Origin of the sequence: Enterobacter cloacae complex sp. P12RS (assembly GCF_014895875.1) — a bacterium.
In the GTDB taxonomy this organism is placed as follows: Bacteria; Pseudomonadota; Gammaproteobacteria; order Enterobacterales; family Enterobacteriaceae; genus Enterobacter; species Enterobacter bugandensis.
In genome coordinates, this window is sequence record NZ_JADBQO010000009.1 from 248666 (window position 1) to 267702 (window position 19037).

The window sequence follows — 19037 nt, forward strand, 5'->3', positions numbered from 1 at the left end:
CTTTAGCGCATTAGCTGCCGAGCCAGACCGTCGCGGATACCGCAGGCAGCGCCAGCACGCCATCCTGTATCGTCGCCTTGCCCTCTTTGTTCGTCCACGTCGCCACCTTAAGCAGCGGCGAATCATCCAGCACCACTTCGCAGGCCTCGCCCCGGTTAATCGCCACCAGCACGCGCTGCTGATTATAGACGCGGACAAAGACCACCACGTTATCGTGGGCGTACGCCACCTGACAGCCGCCGTAGCGCAGGGCGAGACTCTGTTTGCGCAGCTTCGCCAGCCGCTGATACAGGCTGAACAGCACCTTATCCTGTTTCTCTGCCTCCCACGGGAAGGTTTTGCGGCAGAACGGATCGTTGTTGCCGTCCAGCCCCACTTCGTCTCCGTAGTAAATGCACGGTACGCCCGGCCAGGTGAAGAGCCAGGTGACCGCCAGCGGCAGACGCGCCACATCCTTGCCGAGCAGGGATTTAAAGCGCGCGGTGTCGTGGCTATCGAGCTGGTTAAACATCCGCAGTTGCTGCTGATGCGACAGGCCAGCGCGATAGTTATCCATCCACGCGGCGCAGGTTTCGGCGTCAATATGGTTCGGATCGTAGGAGATATCGGTGTTAGCCAGGAATCCCCACAGCGGGAAGGTAAAGCCGCGATAGTTCATCGCTGCATCTTCGGCATCGTTTTGCAGCCACTGGCGCGCGTCGCCAAAGTGTTCGCCAAAGACAAACGCCTCCGGCTGAGCCGCTTTCGCCGAACGCGCGATCCCGGCCACGTGCTGAAGGTTATTTCGCGCCCCGCCCGCTTCACCGAGCATATGCACTACATCCAGACGCCAGCCGTCCATATTCCACGGCGCCTTCAGCCAGTGACGCACGATGCTGTCTTCCCCGCCGTAAATCTCGTTCACCAGTGACGGCGACTGGAAGTCCAGCTTCGGCAGGCTCGGGTAGCCCAGCCAGTCCAGCGCGCGGCCCTCCTCGCTAAAGCTGTACCAGTCGCGCTGCGGCGAATCCGGGTTATGGCATGCTCCCCCCATCGACTGGTTATGCCGGTCAAACCACGCGTGCGAATCGCCGCTGTGGTTGAAGACACCGTCCAGAATGAGGCGCATGCCTTCTTTTTGGGTGTTCTTACGCAGGCGCAGCAGCGCCTCGTCACCGCCAAACTGCTCGTCAACGTGGCGATAATCTTCGGTATCGTATTTGTGTACGCTCGGGGCTTTAAACACCGGGTTGAGGTACAGCGCCGTCACGCCGAGTTTTTTCAGGTACGGCAGCTTTTCGCTGATGCCGTCGAGATCGCCGCCGTAGAACGTCGAGCCGCCCGCCTGCGCCGTCACCGGTTCATCCCATTTTTTCAGGATGATGTCGTGACCCGCGGCATCATGGTAATAGACCTTGTCCTGGCCGGCGGTGCGTTTTTCGCTGCGCGCAAAGCGGTCCGGGAAAATCTGATAAAAGACCTGATCGTTAACCCACTGCGGGCCGTTATCCGGGTAATCGACGGCGAACTGCTCCAGCCGGGCCGGAGGGAAACGGCTAAACCCCTGCGGGGTAAACCACAGCTGGCGGTTGTTCCATAAAAGCTTAAAGCTATAGCGACGGCGCGGCTGCCCGCTGCGCAAATCGATATTCGCCCGCCACGCCGTAATCCCCGGCTGCGGCTGGCTGCGCAGCTTGTGCATTTTCAGCCCGGTCTCTTCGTTATCAATTTCGGCGCGGAGCGTCACGCGTTCCGGCTGATTTTCCCCCGCCAGCCAGAGCGTAATCACAAGGTTGTCTTTGTTTTGCTTAACAAATGGGGCAACCGGAAGGTGCCAGGCGTTTAACATCACGAATCCCCTCTGATGAAATTGACGTCACCTTGCCACAGGGTGGTTAAGGATAGCTCACCATGACGAGATTTATTGGGGGAGGAGGACGGGGGAGGAGGCAAAAATCCCCTCTCCCGCGAGGGAGGGGGGATAAAAATATTACTGTGCTTCTGCCAATTGACGGTCACGGCGGCACTTAAACACCCAGCCGATCAGCAGCAGAACGATCCACGCACAGCCCACGTACAGGGAAATGCGGGTATCCGGATGGTAGCCAATCAGGCCAATGATAAACACCAGGAAGATCAGCCCGACCACGGTCGTCGCCACCCCGCCCGGCACCTTAAACTTCAGCGCTTTCGCCTCATCCGGCGACAGACGGCGGCGGAAGGCAATCTGCGACAGCAGGATCATGATCCACACCCACACGGTCGCGAAAGTCGCCAGGGACGCAATCACCAGGAAGACGTTCTCCGGCATGATGTAGTTCAGGTAAACCGAGAACAGCAGCGCTACGGTCATCACCACCACCGTCACCCACGGCGTGCCGCGGCGTGAAGTTTTGGCGAACACCTTCGGCGCGCTGCCCTGCTCCGCCATGCCGTGCAGCATGCGGCCCACGCCAAAGACGTCACTGTTGATGGCCGAAAGCGACGCGGTCAGCACCACAAAGTTCAGAATGCTGGCAGCAAAGGCAATGCCCATATGCTGGAAGGTCAGGACAAACGGGCTACCATTAGTGCCCACCTGGTTCCACGGGTAGATGGACATAATCACGAACAGCGTACCCACGTAAAACACCAGAATACGCATCGGCACCGAGTTGATGGCGCGGGGAATGGATTTCTCCGGATCTTTCGCTTCCCCGGCGGTGATGCCGATAATCTCGATGCCGCCGTAGGCGAACATTACCATCTGTAGCGACATCACCATCCCGAGCCAGCCGTTGCTGAAGAAGCCGCCGTTGCTCCAGAGGTTATGGATGCCGGTCGGCTGGCCGCCGTTGCCAATCCCCCAGATGATGATCCCGAAACCCGCCACAATCATGATGATGATGGTGGCGACCTTGAAGAAGGAGAACCAGAACTCCAGCTCGCCGAACACCTTCACGCTCATCAGATTGACGGCGCAAATGAGCAACACCACGCTCAGCACCCAGATCCAGTGCGGCACCGCCGGGAACCAGACGCCCATGTAGATGCCGAATGCGGTTACGTCGGCAATCGCCACAATCAAAATTTCGAAGCAGTAGGTCCAGCCGGTGATAAACCCGGCCAGCGGGCCGAGGTTTTCCTGCGCGTAGCGGGAGAAGGAGCTGGCAGACGGGTTGTGAACCGACATCTCACCCAGCGCGCGCATGATGATATACGCCGCCACGCCGCCGATGATATACGCCAGCAGCACGCTTGGACCGGCCATTTTGATGGCATCTGCCGAGCCATAAAAAAGACCGGTGCCGATAGCAGAGCCCAGCGCCATAAAGCGGATGTGGCGCGTGCTCAATCCACGTTTAAGTTTGTTAGTGCTTTCCATTTAAATCTTGCCATTCAACACGAAAAAAACAAAAAACCACGGGGCCTTAAGCCCCGTGGTTAAACAGTTTGTTGCCGTTGATTAATGAGCGTTCGATGTGACCTGACGCCCTGCAGCACGGTCCCAGATAACCGCCAGAACCAGTGCAACAACGGTAGGCATCAGCCAGGCCAGGCCCTGCTCGGACAGCGGCAGACGCTGTGTCCAGGCTGGCAGAATTTCAGCGAACGCTGATGCTTTAATCCCGTCAAGGATACCAAAAATCAGGCTGATAAACATGGCTGGCGCAATAATTCGTGAGGAGTTATGCCACCACGGACGGGTGAAGCTCAGCACCACCAGCACGATGCACGGCGGATAGATCGCCGTCAGCACCGGAATAGAGACCTGAATCAGGTGGCTCAGACCGAGGTTAGACACCGCCATGGAGAAGATACCGAGAATAAACACCAGGGTACGGTAAGAGAGCGGCAGATACTGCGCAAAGAACTCTGCGCAGGCGCAGGTCAGGCCAACCGCGGTTACCAGACACGCCAGGAAGATCAGCGCCGCCAGCAGCATGCTGCCCGCCCCACCGAAGGTGTGCTGAACGTAAGCGTGCAGGATAGCCGCACCGTTCGCGTTCTGATCAACCAGCATCGCGCTGTCAGAGCCCAGGCGGAACAGCGCCAGATACAGCAGCGTCAGGCCCACACCGGCCATCAGGCCAGCCCAGATGGTATAACGGGTCAGCAAACGCGCTTCGGTCACGCCGCGGGAACGCGCGGCGTTAACGATAACGATACCAAACACCATCGCGCCCAGCGTATCCATCGTCAGGTAGCCGTTCACAAAGCCGTTAGAGAACGCGGCGTTTTTATAGGCATCCATCGCGTCGCTAATCGGGCCGGCTGGCCAGATGATGGCCGCCACGGCCAGCACGATCAGCGCTACAATTTTCAGCGGCGCCAGGAAGTTACCTACCGTGTCCAGCAGCTTGCCCGGATAGAGGGAAACCAGAATCACGATGGCGAAATAAATCAGGCTGTAGATGAACAGCGGCATCGCGCCGTCGCCGGTCAGCGGGGCGATGCCCACTTCGAAGGAAACGGTCGCGGTACGCGGGGTGGCAAACAGCGGACCAACGGCCAGATAGCAGACGGTAGCCAGCAGAACGCCAGCCACTTTGCCAATCGGGGTGCTAAGGCTATCCACGCCGCCACCGACTTTCGCCAGTGCGATAACGGTCAGTACCGGCAGACCCACGGCCGTAATCAGGAAACCGAACGCGGCGGTCCAGACGTGTTCACCCGCCTGTAAGCCAACCATTGGAGGGAAAATGATGTTGCCTGCGCCAACGAACAGCGCAAATGTCATAAAGCCCAGCGCGATAATGTCACGCGATTTTAAGTGATGGGTCATAAAACCTTACTGCCTGTGGATGTGGTGTTGAAAACGTTGAGATTTTTCGATTTCCCTGATGGGACGATACAGCCGAAAATTTGCTCAATTTCAGCGGGAAATGCTCCCGTCCTGGCGTGGAGAAGAATAGTTTTTCGATTTACCACGCAAATACAGTCGGTCTGACAGTATCTGGGGGGCAATTTAAACGCTTATAACGTTTAAAGGCAAGGAGGGATCGCAAAACCAGAACAATATGCCAGTATGAAAACGCGCACCAGAACAATGCGCTAATTATAGGAAAAACCCATGGCTAATCATGCGAACAAAAAACAGCCGACCGTATAAAATTCACACGCGTTTCGCTTGACTGCAAAGCAAACGGGCCAGCGATGGCTGACCCGTGGAAAGGTAAAATGACACGCCTGCCGTCAGGCGCTCTTTTTGGCAATTAATCGTTCCGGGATAACGAAACTAAAGCGGGTTCCCTTACCCAGGGTACTCTGGATATCAAGACGGCTTTCATGGTGATTCACCGCGTGTTTCACAATCGCCAGCCCCAGGCCGCTCCCCCCCGTCTGCCGCGATCGCGCTTTATCCACCCGGTAGAAGCGCTCGGTCAGGCGCGGAATATGCTCCGGGGCGATCCCCGGCCCGTTATCCTCAACGCTAAACTCGGCGCCTGCCGGCGTATGCTGCCAGCGCACCACGATATCCGTTCCTTCCGGCGTATGGTTTACCGCGTTGTACACCAGGTTGGAGATGGCGCTACGCAGTTCATCCTCGCTGCCCAGCACCTTCAGCGTGTTGTCGACGTCAAAGGTCAGCTGATGTTTTTTATGGCTTAACGTCTGCGCTTCACGCTCGACGACGCGCAGCATCATTGGCACATCAATGGTGTCATTCAGCGCAAGAGAAGGCGCCGCTTCAATCTTTGACAGCGTCAGCAGCTGCTTCACCAGCCCTTCCATACGGTGCGTTTGCTCGCGCATCGTATGCAGCGCTTTTTCACGCGGCGCGCCTTCCAGGGTTTGCTCCTGCATCATCTCCAGGTAGCCCTGCAGCACGGTCAACGGGGTGCGTAGTTCGTGGCTGACGTTGGCGAAGAAGTTACGACGCGCCCCTTCCAGCTGGTGCATCTGGGTGACGTCGCGCGCCACCATCAGCCACTGGCGATCGCTGTAGGGCATCACGCGGATTTCCAGATGGCGACCGTTATTCAGCTTCAGATTGTGGGGACGGGTGAAATCACGCTTTTTCAGATACAGCGTGAACTCGGGATAACGCAGAAGGTTGAGGATGTTCTGACCATTGTCGTCCGGCCAGCGCAGGCCCAGCAGCTGTTGCGCAAGCCCGTTACACCAGAAAATAGTTCCTTCTTCTGTCGTCAGGATCACCGCATCCGGCAGCGACTCTGCGCCGCTGCGAAAGCGTTTGATCAGGCTTCCCAGCTCGCGGCGACGCTTTTTATTACGCATCTGCATCTGGTGCAGGCCGTACAGCAGCGGCTCCCAGCTGCCGCTTCCCGGCGGCGGGGTCATACTGCGGTCCACCCACAGCCACCAGGAGAGACGCAGCAGGTTCCAGAAATGCCAGGCTAACAGCCCGGTGACCGCCGCCAGCAGAAACCACGGCAGATGCCCAAGTAAGGCCCCCAGAAGAAGGGCCGGAATACAGCATAAGATCAGTTCAAAGACGAGCCTTTTCCATGACAGACGTTCCAGCACGCGTCACACTCCTGTCATTATTCAGAAACGGGTCGAGAAACGATAACCCGTGCCGCGGACCGTCTGTACCATGCGATCGTGGCCGCTCAGTTCCAGCGCTTTTCGCAGGCGGCGAATATGTACGTCAACCGTCCGGTCTTCGACATACACGTTAGTTCCCCAGACGTTATTCAGCAACTGCTCGCGGCTGTAAACGCGTTCCGGATGGGTCATAAAGAAGTGCAGGAGTTTAAATTCGGTAGGCCCCATGTCGAGGGGATTTTCGCCGGTCATCACGCGGTGTGACGTTGGGTCAAGGCTGAGGCCCTGCATCTCGATCACCTCTTCGACCGCCATCGGGGAAATACGGCGCATGACGGCCTTAATGCGGGCAACCAGCTCTTTCGGGGAGAAAGGCTTGGTAATGTAATCGTCCGCGCCGGTCTCCAGACCGCGCACGCGATCCTCTTCCTCTCCGCGCGCCGTGAGCATCACCACCGGGATGTCGCGGGTCAGCGCTTCACGCTTCAGATGTTTGATAAACTGCAGTCCGGAGCCGCCGGGCAACATCCAGTCAAGCAGAATCAGATCGGGCCAGGGTTCATTCAGCTGGTTCACCGCGCTGTCATAATCTTCCGCTTCAACCGGCTGGAAGCCATTTTGTTCGAGCACGAAGCACACCATTTCACGAATTGGAGCTTCATCTTCTACGACCAGAATACGTCTCGCCATACTTTGCCCTGTCTTATCTTATTTAAGTTACAAGTTTGTAATGCGGCGCCATTATGCGTCAGATTTATGACAGATTTATGAAAAACAGTACCACTATAAATTGCAAACTGTTGTTTTATTACAGCGGTTATTTTCCTCACCCTGACAGTTTATAATCGCCCGCATCGTTTTTCGCCACGGATCTCCTATGCGCATACTTCACACCTCGGACTGGCATCTGGGTCAAAATTTTTACAGCAAAAGCCGTGCGGCTGAACATGAAGCGTTCCTGAACTGGCTTCTGGAAACGGCCCTGGCGCACGAGGTGGATGCCATTATTGTGGCGGGTGACATCTTTGATACCGGTTCGCCGCCGAGCTATGCGCGTGAACTGTATAACCGCTTCGTGGTGAACCTGCAGCAGACCGGCTGTCATCTGGTGATTGTCGCCGGTAACCATGACTCCGTCGCCACGCTCAATGAATCCCGCGACATCCTGGCGTTTCTCAATACCACCGTGGTCGCCAGCGCCGGGCACGCGCCGCAGATCCTGAAAAAACGCGACGGGTCGCCGGGCGCGGTACTGTGCCCGATTCCCTTTTTACGTCCGCGCGACATCGTGCAAAGCCAGGCGGGACTGTCGGGCGCGGAAAAGCAGCAGCATTTATTGCAGGCCATCACCGACTACTATCACCATCAGCACGCGGAAGCCTGTGCCCTGCGCGGTGAACAGGCCATTCCGGTCATTGCCACCGGGCACCTCACTACCGTCGGGGCCAGCAAAAGTGACGCGGTCCGCGAGATCTATATCGGTACGCTGGACGCCTTTCCAGCGCAAAACTTCCCGCCCGCGGACTACATCGCGCTCGGGCACATTCACCGCGCCCAGGTCATCGGCGGCTGCGAGCATATCCGCTACTGTGGCTCCCCTATTTCGCTCAGCTTCGATGAAACCGGAAAAGCCAAATCCGTGCATCTGGTGAGCTTTGATGAGGGCAAACTCAGCGCCGTCGAGACGCTGGAAGTGCCGGTCACCCAGCCGCTGGCGGTGCTAAAGGGCGATCTGGCTGCCATCACCGCCCAGCTTGAGCAGTGGCGCGGCGCTGAGCTTAACCCGCCCGTCTGGCTGGATATTGAAATCACCACCGATGACTACCTGCACGATATGCAGCGGAAAATTCAGGCGCTGACCGAAGAGTTGCCGGTTGAGGTGCTGCTGGTGCGCCGCAGCCGCGAGCAGCGCGAGAAAATTCTGCTCAGCGCCCAGCGCGAAACGCTGAGCGAACTGCGCGTAGAAGAGGTGTTCGAGCGCCGACTGTCGCAGGAAGAGCTCGATGATGCGAAGCGCGTCAGGCTCAACGAGCTGTTCAACCATACTCTGCATGCCCTCAATGACGAGGAAGAAAACGCATGAAAATTCTGAGCCTGCGCCTGAAAAATCTCAACTCCCTCAAGGGCGAGTGGAAAATTGACTTCGCCGCGGAGCCTTTTGCCAGCAACGGTCTGTTTGCCATCACTGGCGCAACCGGCGCGGGTAAAACCACCCTGCTCGATGCCATCTGCCTGGCGCTCTACCACGAAACCCCGCGCCTGAATAAGGTCTCTCAGGCGCAAAACGATCTGATGACGCGCGATACCGCCGAGTGCCTGGCGGAAGTGGAATTTGAGGTGAAAGGCGTTGCCTATCGCGCATTCTGGAGCCAGAACCGGGCGCGCAACCAGCCGGACGGGAACTTGCAGGCACCGCGCGTGGAGCTGGCCCGCTGCGAGGATGGCAAGATTCTGGCCGATAAGGTGTCGGATAAACTGGAGCAAACCGCGGCGCTCACCGGGCTGGACTACGGCCGTTTTACCCGCTCAATGCTGCTCTCGCAGGGGCAATTTGCCGCCTTCCTGAATGCCAAACCGGCCGACCGCGCAGAACTGCTGGAAGAACTCACCGGCACCGAAATCTACGGCCAGATTTCCGCGATGGTGTTTGAGAAACACAAAGCCGCCCGCAGCGTGCTGGAAAAATGCGAGGCGCAGGCGGCGGGTGTCGTGCTGCTCAGCGAAGAACAACAGCAGCAGTTGCAGCAAAGTTTGCAGGCACTTACTGACGAAGAGAAAACCCTGCTGGCCCAGCAGCAAAGCCAACAGAAAGATTTTCAGTGGCTTACGCGTCATGACGAGCTCGTGCGGGAGCAGCAGCGCGTTACCGCCCTGCAGCAGCAGGCGCAACAGGCGCAGGCGAACGCGGCGCCGGAACTGGCAAAACTCCAGCTTGCCCAGCCCGCCGCCCAGCTTCGTCCGCTCTGGGAGCATCAGCAGGAGCAAACCGCACGTCTGACGCAAACCCAGCAGCGAATTAACGAAGTTAATACTCGCTTACAGACCAAAACCGCACTGCGCGCGCGGATCCGCAATACCGCCCTGCGTACCCATGAGCGGCTACAGGCCGAACTGACGGCGCTGGGACAGTGGCTGGCGGAGAATGAGCGTTATCGCCTGCTGGGCCAGGAAATTGCCGGCTGGCGCGCCCAGTTCTCACAGCTAAACCGTGACAAAAGTCAGCTCGTCGCGCTTGCTGCGCGGATAACTGAGCTACGTAAAAAGCTGGCTGAGATGCCGGAAAATACGCTGACGCTGACGGCGGATGAAGTCAGCGCGGCCATGGAGCAGCAGTCCCGGTCCCGTACGCTGCGCCAGCAGCTGACGTCGCTGCATGCCCGCTATCAGCCGCTGCAAAAGCGCCTGAGCCAGAACGGTGAAAGCGTGCAGAAAGCCCAGGCGGAGCAGAGCAAGCTCAATGAAACCCTGGCGCTGCGCCGCCAGCAGTACAAAGAGAAACACCAGCACTATCTGGACCTGAAAGCCCTGTGCGAACGCGAAGCGACGATTAAAAATCTGGAAAGCTATCGCTCACGGCTTGAGGCAGGCAAACCCTGCCCGCTGTGCGGCTCCCACGAGCATCCTGCCGTGGAGACCTACCGGTCGCTTGAGCTGACGGATAACCAGCGTCGCCGTGATGCGCTCGAAAAAGAGGTCGCCGCGCTTAAAGAGGAAGGCCTGCTGGTGCTGGGACAGGTTAATGCCCTGGCTCAACAGATCCAGCGTGAGACAGACGAAGCGCAGACGCTTTCTCAGGAAGAGCAAGCGCTCACTAAAGCATGGCTGGAGGCGTGCGCGTCTTTGAATATCGCATTGAATATTCAGGAGGATATCGCGCCATGGCTGAACGAGCAGGAACACTACGAGCGCCAGCTTTATCAGCTCAGCCAGCGTCTGACCCTGCAAAACCAACTGAACGAGCAGGAAGCGCAGGAACGCCAGTATCAGCAGCAGCGCACCGCAACGCGCCAGGCGCTGGAACATACTCTTCTCGCGCTCTCGCTTAGCGTTCCCGAAGAGGGCAATGAGGCCGACTGGCTGCACGCCCGCGAAGCGGAATTTGCCCACTGGCAGGAGAAGCATACGCAGCACGGCGTGCTTCAGGAACGCATGAGCGCGCTGAAGCCGCTGCTCGACACGCTTCCGGCAACACACGGCGAAGAGGCTGAGCCGGCCATTCCTGATGACTGGCGCGACATCCATAATGAATGCGTGTCGCTGCAAAGCCAGCTCGCCGCCCTGCAGCAGCAGGAGGCGCTGGAGCGCGAGCGCCTGCAGCAATCGCAGACGCAGTTCACCGCGGCGCTCTACGCAAGCTGTTTTGCCGATCGGGACGCATTCCTTGCCGCGCTGCTGGATGACAATGCTATTCGCCGCCTCGAACAGCTGAAACAGTCGCTGGAAAACCAGATACAGCAGGCCGCGGCCCTCTCCGGCCAGGCTAATCAGCAGCTGCAGGCGCACCTTGCGCTGCGCCCGGAAGAACTTGACGCGGATGCGTCTACCCTGCAAAGCCAGCTGCAGCAGCTGGCGCAACGGCTTCGTGAGAACACCACGCATCAGGGCGAGATCCGCCAGCAGCTTAAGCAGGACAGCGATAACCGCCAGCATCAGCAGGCGTTAATGCTGCAAATTGAAGAGGCTGCGCGCCAGGCCGACGACTGGGGCTATCTCAACGCGCTGATCGGCTCCAGCTCCGGCGACAAATTCCGCAAGTTCGCTCAGGGGCTGACGCTGGATAACCTGGTCTGGCTCGCAAACCAGCAGCTTAACCGCCTGCACGGCCGTTATCTCCTACAGCGTAAGGCCAGCGAGGCGCTGGAGCTGGAAGTGGTCGACACCTGGCAGGCCGATGCGGTGCGCGATACGCGCACGCTCTCCGGCGGCGAGAGCTTCCTGGTCAGCCTTGCGCTGGCGTTAGCGCTTTCTGACCTGGTCAGTCACAAAACGCGGATTGATTCCCTGTTCCTGGATGAGGGATTCGGCACGCTCGACAGTGAAACGCTGGATACCGCGCTGGATGCGCTCGACGCGCTGAACGCCACCGGGAAAACCATCGGGGTGATTAGCCACGTCGAGGCGATGAAAGAGCGCATTCCGGTGCAGATCAAGGTGAAGAAGATCAACGGACTGGGGTATAGCAGGCTGGACAGGGAGTTTGCGGTGGGGTGAGTGTTAGGTCGATTCGGTCTGGTGCCCTCACCCTGGCCCTCTAAAGATCAAAAACGGCAACGCAAGTTGCCGTTTTGCGTTTATTCCGGCCATAACCACGCCGCGCCGCGCACGCCGCTGGAGTCGCCGTGGACGGCTTTGCGGATCGGGGTTTCGCACTCGCCGCCGAAGACCCACTGTTTCACCAGATTTGGTACCGTGGCGTACAGCCGATCAACGTTGCTCATGCCACCGCCGAGCACAATCACGTCCGGATCGAGAATATTCACTACGTGCGCCAGCGATTTCGCCAGACGCATTTCGTAGCGGCTAAGCGCCAGTTCGGCCACCGGATCCTGTTCTTCCACCAAACGCATAATCTCGTTCCCCTTGAGCGGCTGGCCGCTCAGGCGGTGGTAGTCGGTTGCAAAACCGGTGCCGGAGATAAAGGTCTCAATACAGCCCTGCTTGCCGCAGTAGCACGGCACCTCGGCGCGGTATTTAAGCTCGTCTTCATCCATCCACGGCAGCGGGTTGTGCCCCCACTCACCCGCGGTGCCGTTGCCGCCGATGTGGGCGCGTCCGCCAAAGGCCACGCCCGCGCCGCAGCCGGTACCGATAATCACCGCAAACACGGTCTGCGCTCCTGCGGCTGCACCATCAACGGCCTCTGAGACCGCCAGGCAGTTAGCGTCATTCGCCAGGCGCACTTCCCGGTTCAGACGCTGGCTCAAATCCTTATCAAACGGCTGACCGTTGAGCCAGGTAGAGTTGGCGTTTTTCACCACACCCGTATAAGGCGAAATGGAGCCGGGGATCCCCATCCCGACCGTGCCCCTCTCGCCCGTCGCCTGCTCGGCCATATCAACCAGCCGGGCAATCGTCTCGATCGTCTGGTGATAATCATCGCGCGGCGTCGGCAGACGGTGGCGGAACAGCTGTTCCCCCTGCTCGCTTAATGCGATGACTTCTGTTTTGGTGCCGCCCAAATCAATCCCAATACGCACAAGACTCTCCTCATTATTTTGATTATCAACAGAGTAGAAGCACGCTTCCCGATTAGCAATGCAAGCGATGCGACAATTCGTTATCATGCCCGCTGATTTAACGACAAGGCCGTGGAAATTATCATGCTGTGGTTCAAAAATTTGATGGTTTACCGTCTCAGCCGCGACGTTTCGCTGCGCGCAGAAGAGATGGAAAAACAGTTAGCCGCTTATAGCTTTTCCCCTTGCGGTAGCCAGGATATGGCGAAAACCGGTTGGGTTCCGCCAATGGGTTCACAAAGCGATGCACTGACCCACGCCAGCAGCACGGGTCAAATCATCGTCTGCGCCCGCAAAGAAGAGAAAATTCTGCCCACGCCGGTGGTTAAGCAGGCGCTTGAAGCAAAAATTTTCAAGCTGGAAGCCGAGCAGGGCCGCAAGCTGAAAAAAACCGAAAAAGATTCGCTGAAAGATGAAGTGCTGCACTCTCTGCTGCCGCGCGCCTTCAGCCGCTTCAGCCAGACGATGATGTGGATCGATACCGTTAATGGGCTGATCATGGTGGACTGCGCCAGCGCCAAAAAAGCGGAAGATACGCTGGCCCTGCTGCGTAAAAGCATCGGCTCTTTACCGGTCGTACCGCTGGCGCTGGAAACGCCGATTGAGCTGACCCTGACCGAGTGGGTCCGCAGCGGTACCGCGGCGCAAGGTTTCCAGATCCTGGACGAAGCCGAGCTGAAAGCCCTGCTGGAAGATGGCGGCGTGATCCGCGCGAAAAAGCAGGATCTGGTGAGCGACGAGATTGCCGTACACATTGAAGCGGGCAAAGTGGTCACCAAACTGGCGCTCGACTGGCAGCAGCGCATTCAGTTCGTGATGTGCGACGACGGTTCCGTGAAGCGTCTGAAGTTCTGCGACGAGTTGCGCGATCAAAACGAAGATATCGACCGGGAAGATTACGCCCAGCGCTTTGACGCGGACTTTATCCTGATGACCGGCGAACTGGCCGCGTTAATTCAGAATCTGGTGGAAGGTCTGGGCGGCGAAGCGCAGAGATAACAGGCAAAACGTAGGCCGGGTAAGCGTTAGCGCCACCCGGCTTATTTTTATTTCAGGTAGCGGCACAGATAAGAGGTCGGTTCAGCGACCTGCAAATGAAATTCGCTGTGGCCAGGGACGTTGAAAACTTGTCCGGCAGCGTAAACTTTCCATTCCGTTTCACCCGGCAGTAAGACGTTCAGCGCGCCGCTGACCACCGTCATCTCTTCCGCTTCCGCCGTGCCAAAGGTGTATTCCCCTTCAGCCATAACGCCCACACTGGCGCGGCCAGTGCTGCTGCTGGTAAAACCGATGGATTTCACTTTACCGGAAAAGTATTCGTTACTTTGAAGCATGAACTGGCCCTTATATTCAGAGATAAAAATTCACTATAGGGGCCATGCTCATCACCTGTCACGCAAAATCATTACGTCAGAAGTTCTGAGGCCAGGCGAGCCATCAGAACGTTGGATAACAGCACCGGCACGTCCAGCGCCTTTTGCAGTAAATCCCGGTGATGCTGGTGAAAACCAAGACAGTCCAGAATCAATACATCCGCCCCTCTCTCCAGCAGCTCCTTCCCGGCAGCAATGAGTTTAGCCTCGCTGTCCCAGAAGGGGTTTGCCAGCGCATACAGGGGCGTTTTTTCGAGCACGTGCCACTTTGCTTCCTGGTTGTCCATAAGCTCCTCGATGGGCACAATGACCCCCACCTGATGCCCGTCAACAATGGAGGCTACCAGCGGAGGAATAATGCGCATCGGCTCAAGCAAAATCGCATTACGCGCGATGAGTCCCTTAATGGGGGCGGTGCTCATTAGCAAAATAACGTCATATTGCTGATTATCGAGTACTTCTATTACTGCCTGTAGCGAACGCTCAATTTTCTGCCGAGAAACATGCGCCAGTTTACCGTCGCTTAATAACGTCGCCAGGGGATCCTCCCCCGCCTCTACAGCGTAGTCTTCCATGACCTCTTCCCGGCTCATCTTACCCAGCAGGCTGAGATGCGTGATCTGTTGTTCAGATACATGCTCGGTTAAGAGCGGTAACACTTCGCTTACAGGGACCACACCAATGGTGAGGATCGCCAACGTTGCCTTCATCTTCTTCGCCTTCCATCACTACAAAAACGTAAACACAGGTACAGGCTCTCTACGCTGTACAGTTCGTTTTTTCAACAAAACAGCACCAAGCGTAGCAGGCGATCTCTGCCCCGAAATGTAAAGATCGCCTGCCGGTAACGGAGCTACCTGTAATAACTAAATATTAACTCCTGCTTAACATTTGCGATGAGTAAAAAGTGTGATTCAGGCACGGTATTGGAGCGTTTAGGAAAACATTCACGACTTTTCGGGATCTTCGTAGCGCCGCTTGGCATCCAGCGCTTCCTGTTCAGTCTCATGTTCACTGATCAGCGAGTCCGGTTTGGGGTGATCGGCACGCAGCTGGTACCAGGTGACGGTCTGGTCGCCATTGCCTTTTTCAACGGTAACAATACGTGCTTCGCGCGGATAGGGAGGTCTGGTTGGCATAGCTCATCCTTTTTTTATGTCTGAGCTATCAGTATAGACGGCGGTTAGCTGGCACACGCCAGACGCAGGGCGGTAATAATCTGAATTACCACATCTTCCGGGGCCGCAGAGGCATCCACAACATGGTGTGCCGCTTCACGGTAGAGGGCATCACGCTCGGCCAGCACTTCGCTCACCTCTTCGCTGAGCGGTCGTGACGTCAGCGCCGGGCGTTGTCCCTCTTCAGGAAATGCTTCAAGTCGCCCTACCAGAGCCGCCACCGGCGCGCAGAGATAGATCACAATGCCTTTTTCGCGCATTAAGTGACGATTACATTCGGCCAGAACAATACCGCCTCCCGTCGCAATGACGGCTGACGGCGTGGTGACCGCTTTCAGCGCGGCCGTTTCGCGGGCGCGAAAGCTTTCCCATCCCTCTTGCTCCACGATGTCTGCGATGGTTTTGCCGGCCTCGGTCTGCAGCCAGTGGTCGGTATCAACAAACTGACGATGACATGCGCGTGCCAGTTCCACACCAACGGTGGTTTTCCCACAGCCGCGGGGGCCAACTAAAAAGATGGGTTGGGTCATAGCCAGGTGTTCCCCTTGATGCCGAATGGCTAAAGAGTGTAAAGAAATAATTGCAGAAGATGTGTCGAATACTTTACTGCAAAGCGGTACGGGATGACAACCCTGTGGAGGCCACACTGTACCACATATTGACAATAATTATCATTACGCCGTACGGCGCTTCACTTCCAGCAGCCATTTATCCAGTTCGGCAGCAAACTGCTGGCGATCGCGCTGGGACAGGCTGTCCGGTCCACCGGTCTGCACGCCGCTGGCCCGCATCGTATCCATAAAATCGCGCATAGTGAGTTTTTCCCGGATGGTTGAAGGCGAATAACGCTCGCCGCGCGGATTGAGCGCCGCCGCCCCTTTCTCCAGCACTTCCGCCGCCAGCGGAATATCGGCGGTGATGACCAGATCTTCCGCGCTGCACAGACGAACAATTTCATTATCTGCCACGTCGAACCCGGCCGGCACGCGGAGGGAGCGAATGAACCGCGAAGGCGGGACGCGAATATTCTGGTTCGCCACCAGCGTCAGCGGCATCTGAACGCGCTCGGCGGCGCGGAATAAAATCTCTTTAATCACATTCGGACACGCGTCCGCATCAACCCAAATCGCCATGTTGTCTCCCCATAATGACTCTGCCGACTATTGTCGCCTGCATTTCGTTGTTAAGCTATCAATCAGAGAAAACAACGCATAATGACGGAGAATCATGATGGACAAGAAAATCGGGTTTATCGGCTGCGGTAACATGGGCAAAGCCATCCTGGGCGGCCTGATCGCCAGCGGGCAGGTTCTGCCGGGTCAGATTTGGGTTTATACCCCGTCACCGGACAACGTCGCCGCGTTGCGCGATCAATACGGGATCAACGCCGCCGAAAGCGCGCAGGAGGTGGCCCAGGTTGCCGATATCGTCTTTGGTGCCGTTAAGCCGAACATCATGATCAAAGTGTTAAGCGACATCACCTCCAGCCTGAATAAAGAGACGCTGGTCGTGTCGATTGCCGCAGGCGTGACGCTCGATCAGCTGGCGCGCGCGCTGGGCCACGATCGTAAAATCGTCCGCGCGATGCCGAATACCCCCTCACTGGTCAACGCCGGTATGACCTCCGTCACCCCTAACGCGCTGGTGACTTCAGAAGAGGTGGCGGACGTGCTAAACATTTTCCGCTGCTTCGGCGAGGCGGAAGTGATTGCAGAATCCATGGTCCATCCGGTGGTCGGCGTGAGCGGTTCAGCCCCCGCGTACGTTTTCATGTTTTTAGAAGCGATGGCGGACGCCGCCGTGCTTGGCGGTATGCCGCGCGCGCAGGCGTATAAATTCGCCGCGCAGGCAGTGATGGGCTCCGCCAAAATGGTGCTGGAGACCGGTAAACACCCGGGTGAACTGAAGGATATGGTCTGCTCCCCGGCCGGTACCACCATCGAAGCGGTGCGGGTGCTGGAAGAACGCGGGTTCCGTTCTGCGGTTATCGAAGCGATGGCAAAATGCATGGAAAAATCAGAGAAGCTGAGTAAATCCTGATGTCTGGCCGGGCGTCAGGCGGCCACTTCGGTGCGGCCGCGCCCGGCATTTTTCGCCTTATACAGCGCCACATCTGCCGCCTTCAACCATTCCCGATAGTGTACAAACTGCGGCCCCCAGGGGGCCACGCCCACGCTGATGCGCAGAGGCTCCTTCGGCGCGCAGGGTAACGACAGCGTTTCCAGCCGCGCGTGAACCCGCGACATGACGGCGATGGCGCTTTCAGCGGCCGTCTGGGACATAATCACCGCGAACTCATCCCCGCCAAACCGGCCTATCGCATCGCCTGACCGTACCGACATCTGAAGCTGGCGGGTAATGGCCACGATGGCCTTGTCGCCTGCGTCGTGCCCCCAGGTATCGTTGATGTTTTTAAAGTGGTCGATATCAATCAGCAATATCGTGGCGGTGCAGTGGCTCCGGCGACAGTGCTCAAATTCATTGCGCAGCAGCATTTCCCAATGTCGGCGGTTAAAGACCCCGGTCATCCCGTCACGGGTGCTCATCATTTCCAGCCGCCGCTTATGTTCCGCCAGCCTGACGGCCGTTCGATGGCTAAGCCAGGCAAACAGCATGGGATAAAGCATAAGGACAGGAAGCGTTAAGCCCCACTCCAGCGCCCCCGGATTAAAGGGCTGCGCTCTGCCAGCAAGCGGTAACGTAAGCAGCGCTGTAAGCAGGGTGAGCACGATCCCCGCGATAAAAAGGCGGCAGCCGCCAGAGCCCATCATATTCATCCCCACCATCATCACCAGCGCCGCAGTGGGTAATACATACATCCCCATCACGCCGATCCAGACCCCGGCGATAACGGCATCCATCTTGAGGTTAAAAATTTCCTGCTGATGAGGTGAAGCGGCGCGGCAGGATAACTGCCAGGCAAAGTGCGGCCAGATGAATGCCCACCCCACCAGCAACAACCACCAGCCGCCGGGTAAAAAATGGCTGACCAGAATTTCCGCCACCGGGACAAACATCGCCGCCAGCCCGACAACGCGCGCCAGCCGGGCTCGCCTGGCAAACTGGATGCCGGTACGGTGAGGGTCATCCTGAGAAAGGGTTAAACTCCACTCTTCCCGAATGCGCTTTTTGTAGTAATAAATGTCATCATTCATCATTTTTGGGAATATTCTGAAACATTTTCCCAAATTATAGAGAGGGGGTCTGCGGGGAAAGTATGAAATTTCGGGTGAGCCGCCGGAGCCGCTCACCCGTTAGAACTACACTTTTTTCTTCAGGCAGGCACTCATGAACTTGCTGCGATCGTCGCCCTTGAGGGACTGTTCGGTTGCTTTCGCATTACACTCGCGCATTTTTTGCTGCTGCGGCGTCAGGCTTTTTTCGCCGGGTTTCGCGGCGCCGTTTTTCAGGCAGTCGCTCATGTAGGTTTTACGTGCATCCCCCTTAAGACTCTGGGACGTCGCCTGTTGATTACAGGTGGTCATGCGTTGCTGTTGCGGCGTTAATGTTTTTTCTTCCGCGTTCGCCGAGGAGATCAGGAACAGGCCGGAGAGCAGAGTAACCAGTAATGTTGTTTTCATTGCACCATCCTTTTGTGAACATTCCCTGTAAGTCTGGTTCGTGACAGGAAAAAAACCACCCGGCAGATGTGATTTCGGCCGGGAATTTATCATTTCAGTTCCAGCACGCAGGAATTGACGGTATCAGCATCAATGGCAGGGGTAATTAACAGGGAATGTAACGCGCTAAAAAGCGCGCTCTGTTTCAATTTATTTTCT

The 19037-nt window shown here is 57.4% G+C and carries 17 protein-coding genes; 4 read left to right on the forward strand and 13 right to left on the reverse strand.

From position 1 onward, the window contains the following. Positions 1–10 precede the first annotated feature (10 nt). From malZ to phoB, 5 genes are all read right to left on the reverse strand, one after another. Positions 11–1828, reverse strand: coding sequence for a maltodextrin glucosidase (gene malZ, locus IM284_RS07830; RefSeq protein WP_047367597.1), 1818 nt, complete (start codon positions 1826–1828; stop codon positions 11–13). 141 nt (positions 1829–1969) lie between these two features. Continuing rightward, positions 1970–3343 (reverse strand): proline-specific permease ProY, encoded by a 1374-nt coding sequence (gene proY / locus IM284_RS07835; RefSeq protein WP_028012135.1) that lies wholly within the window; start codon positions 3341–3343, stop codon positions 1970–1972. Between the two features lie 81 nt (positions 3344–3424). Further along, positions 3425–4744, reverse strand: coding sequence for a branched-chain amino acid transporter carrier protein BrnQ (gene brnQ / locus IM284_RS07840; RefSeq protein WP_028012134.1), 1320 nt, complete (start codon positions 4742–4744; stop codon positions 3425–3427). A 410-nt stretch (positions 4745–5154) separates the two neighbouring features. Then, positions 5155–6450: a phosphate regulon sensor histidine kinase PhoR gene (phoR, locus tag IM284_RS07845; protein WP_047363942.1), complete on the reverse strand. Its 1296-nt coding sequence runs from the start codon at positions 6448–6450 to the stop codon at positions 5155–5157. Positions 6451–6471: 21 nt separating this feature from the next. Beyond that, positions 6472–7161 (reverse strand): phosphate response regulator transcription factor PhoB, encoded by a 690-nt coding sequence (gene phoB / locus IM284_RS07850; RefSeq protein ID WP_008503265.1) that lies wholly within the window; start codon positions 7159–7161, stop codon positions 6472–6474. 187 nt (positions 7162–7348) lie between these two features. Here phoB and sbcD point away from each other — a divergent pair, with 187 nt between their 5' ends. Together sbcD and sbcC are read left to right on the forward strand one after the other, a co-directional pair. After that, positions 7349–8554: an exonuclease subunit SbcD gene (sbcD, locus tag IM284_RS07855; protein ID WP_047367596.1), complete on the forward strand. Its 1206-nt coding sequence runs from the start codon at positions 7349–7351 to the stop codon at positions 8552–8554. Next, entirely contained in the window at positions 8551–11682 is a 3132-nt protein-coding gene (gene sbcC, locus IM284_RS07860; RefSeq protein WP_193055761.1) for an exonuclease subunit SbcC, read from the forward strand. Before sbcD ends, sbcC begins: the two co-directional genes overlap by 4 nt. 80 nt (positions 11683–11762) lie before the next feature. Here the strand turns inward: sbcC and mak are convergent, their stop codons facing one another. Then, complete coding sequence (gene mak / locus IM284_RS07865; protein WP_047367594.1) at positions 11763–12668, reverse strand: fructokinase; 906 nt, start codon at positions 12666–12668, stop codon at positions 11763–11765. A 123-nt stretch (positions 12669–12791) separates the two neighbouring features. Between mak and rdgC the strand changes: the two genes are divergently transcribed. Further along, a complete protein-coding gene (rdgC, locus tag IM284_RS07870) occupies positions 12792–13706 on the forward strand; it encodes a recombination-associated protein RdgC (RefSeq protein ID WP_014882739.1) in 915 nt (304 codons plus the stop codon). Positions 13707–13753: 47 nt separating this feature from the next. Here rdgC and ppnP read toward each other — a convergent pair whose 3' ends face one another. From ppnP to IM284_RS07895, 5 genes are all read right to left on the reverse strand, one after another. Beyond that, a complete protein-coding gene (gene ppnP / locus IM284_RS07875; RefSeq protein ID WP_008503270.1) occupies positions 13754–14041 on the reverse strand; it encodes a pyrimidine/purine nucleoside phosphorylase in 288 nt (95 codons plus the stop codon). Positions 14042–14112: 71 nt separating this feature from the next. Continuing rightward, positions 14113–14790 carry an AroM family protein gene (locus IM284_RS07880; protein ID WP_028012129.1) on the reverse strand — a complete coding sequence of 226 codons (678 nt, stop codon included), beginning with the start codon at positions 14788–14790 and terminating at the stop codon, positions 14113–14115. Positions 14791–15027: 237 nt separating this feature from the next. After that, the gene (yaiA, locus tag IM284_RS07885; RefSeq protein WP_003859135.1) at positions 15028–15219 is read right to left on the reverse strand and encodes a protein YaiA; all 192 of its coding nucleotides are present in this window, start codon (positions 15217–15219) and stop codon (positions 15028–15030) included. 44 nt (positions 15220–15263) lie between these two features. Then, positions 15264–15788 carry a shikimate kinase AroL gene (gene aroL, locus IM284_RS07890; protein ID WP_047367593.1) on the reverse strand — a complete coding sequence of 175 codons (525 nt, stop codon included), beginning with the start codon at positions 15786–15788 and terminating at the stop codon, positions 15264–15266. A 144-nt stretch (positions 15789–15932) separates the two neighbouring features. Then, positions 15933–16391: a YaiI/YqxD family protein gene (locus tag IM284_RS07895; RefSeq protein ID WP_010428006.1), complete on the reverse strand. Its 459-nt coding sequence runs from the start codon at positions 16389–16391 to the stop codon at positions 15933–15935. Between the two features lie 97 nt (positions 16392–16488). Between IM284_RS07895 and proC the strand changes: the two genes are divergently transcribed. Beyond that, positions 16489–17298: a pyrroline-5-carboxylate reductase gene (gene proC / locus IM284_RS07900; RefSeq protein WP_047367592.1), complete on the forward strand. Its 810-nt coding sequence runs from the start codon at positions 16489–16491 to the stop codon at positions 17296–17298. A 14-nt stretch (positions 17299–17312) separates the two neighbouring features. On the opposite strand, the gene adrA is transcribed toward proC, so the two are convergent. Beyond that, positions 17313–18416, reverse strand: a complete 1104-nt coding sequence (gene adrA, locus IM284_RS07905; RefSeq protein WP_047367591.1) for a diguanylate cyclase AdrA — start codon at positions 18414–18416, stop codon at positions 17313–17315. A 102-nt stretch (positions 18417–18518) separates the two neighbouring features. Next, on the reverse strand, positions 18519–18839 hold the full coding sequence (gene psiF / locus IM284_RS07910) for a phosphate starvation-inducible protein PsiF (protein WP_041911105.1): 321 nt from the start codon (positions 18837–18839) through the stop codon (positions 18519–18521). Positions 18840–19037 lie beyond the last annotated feature (198 nt).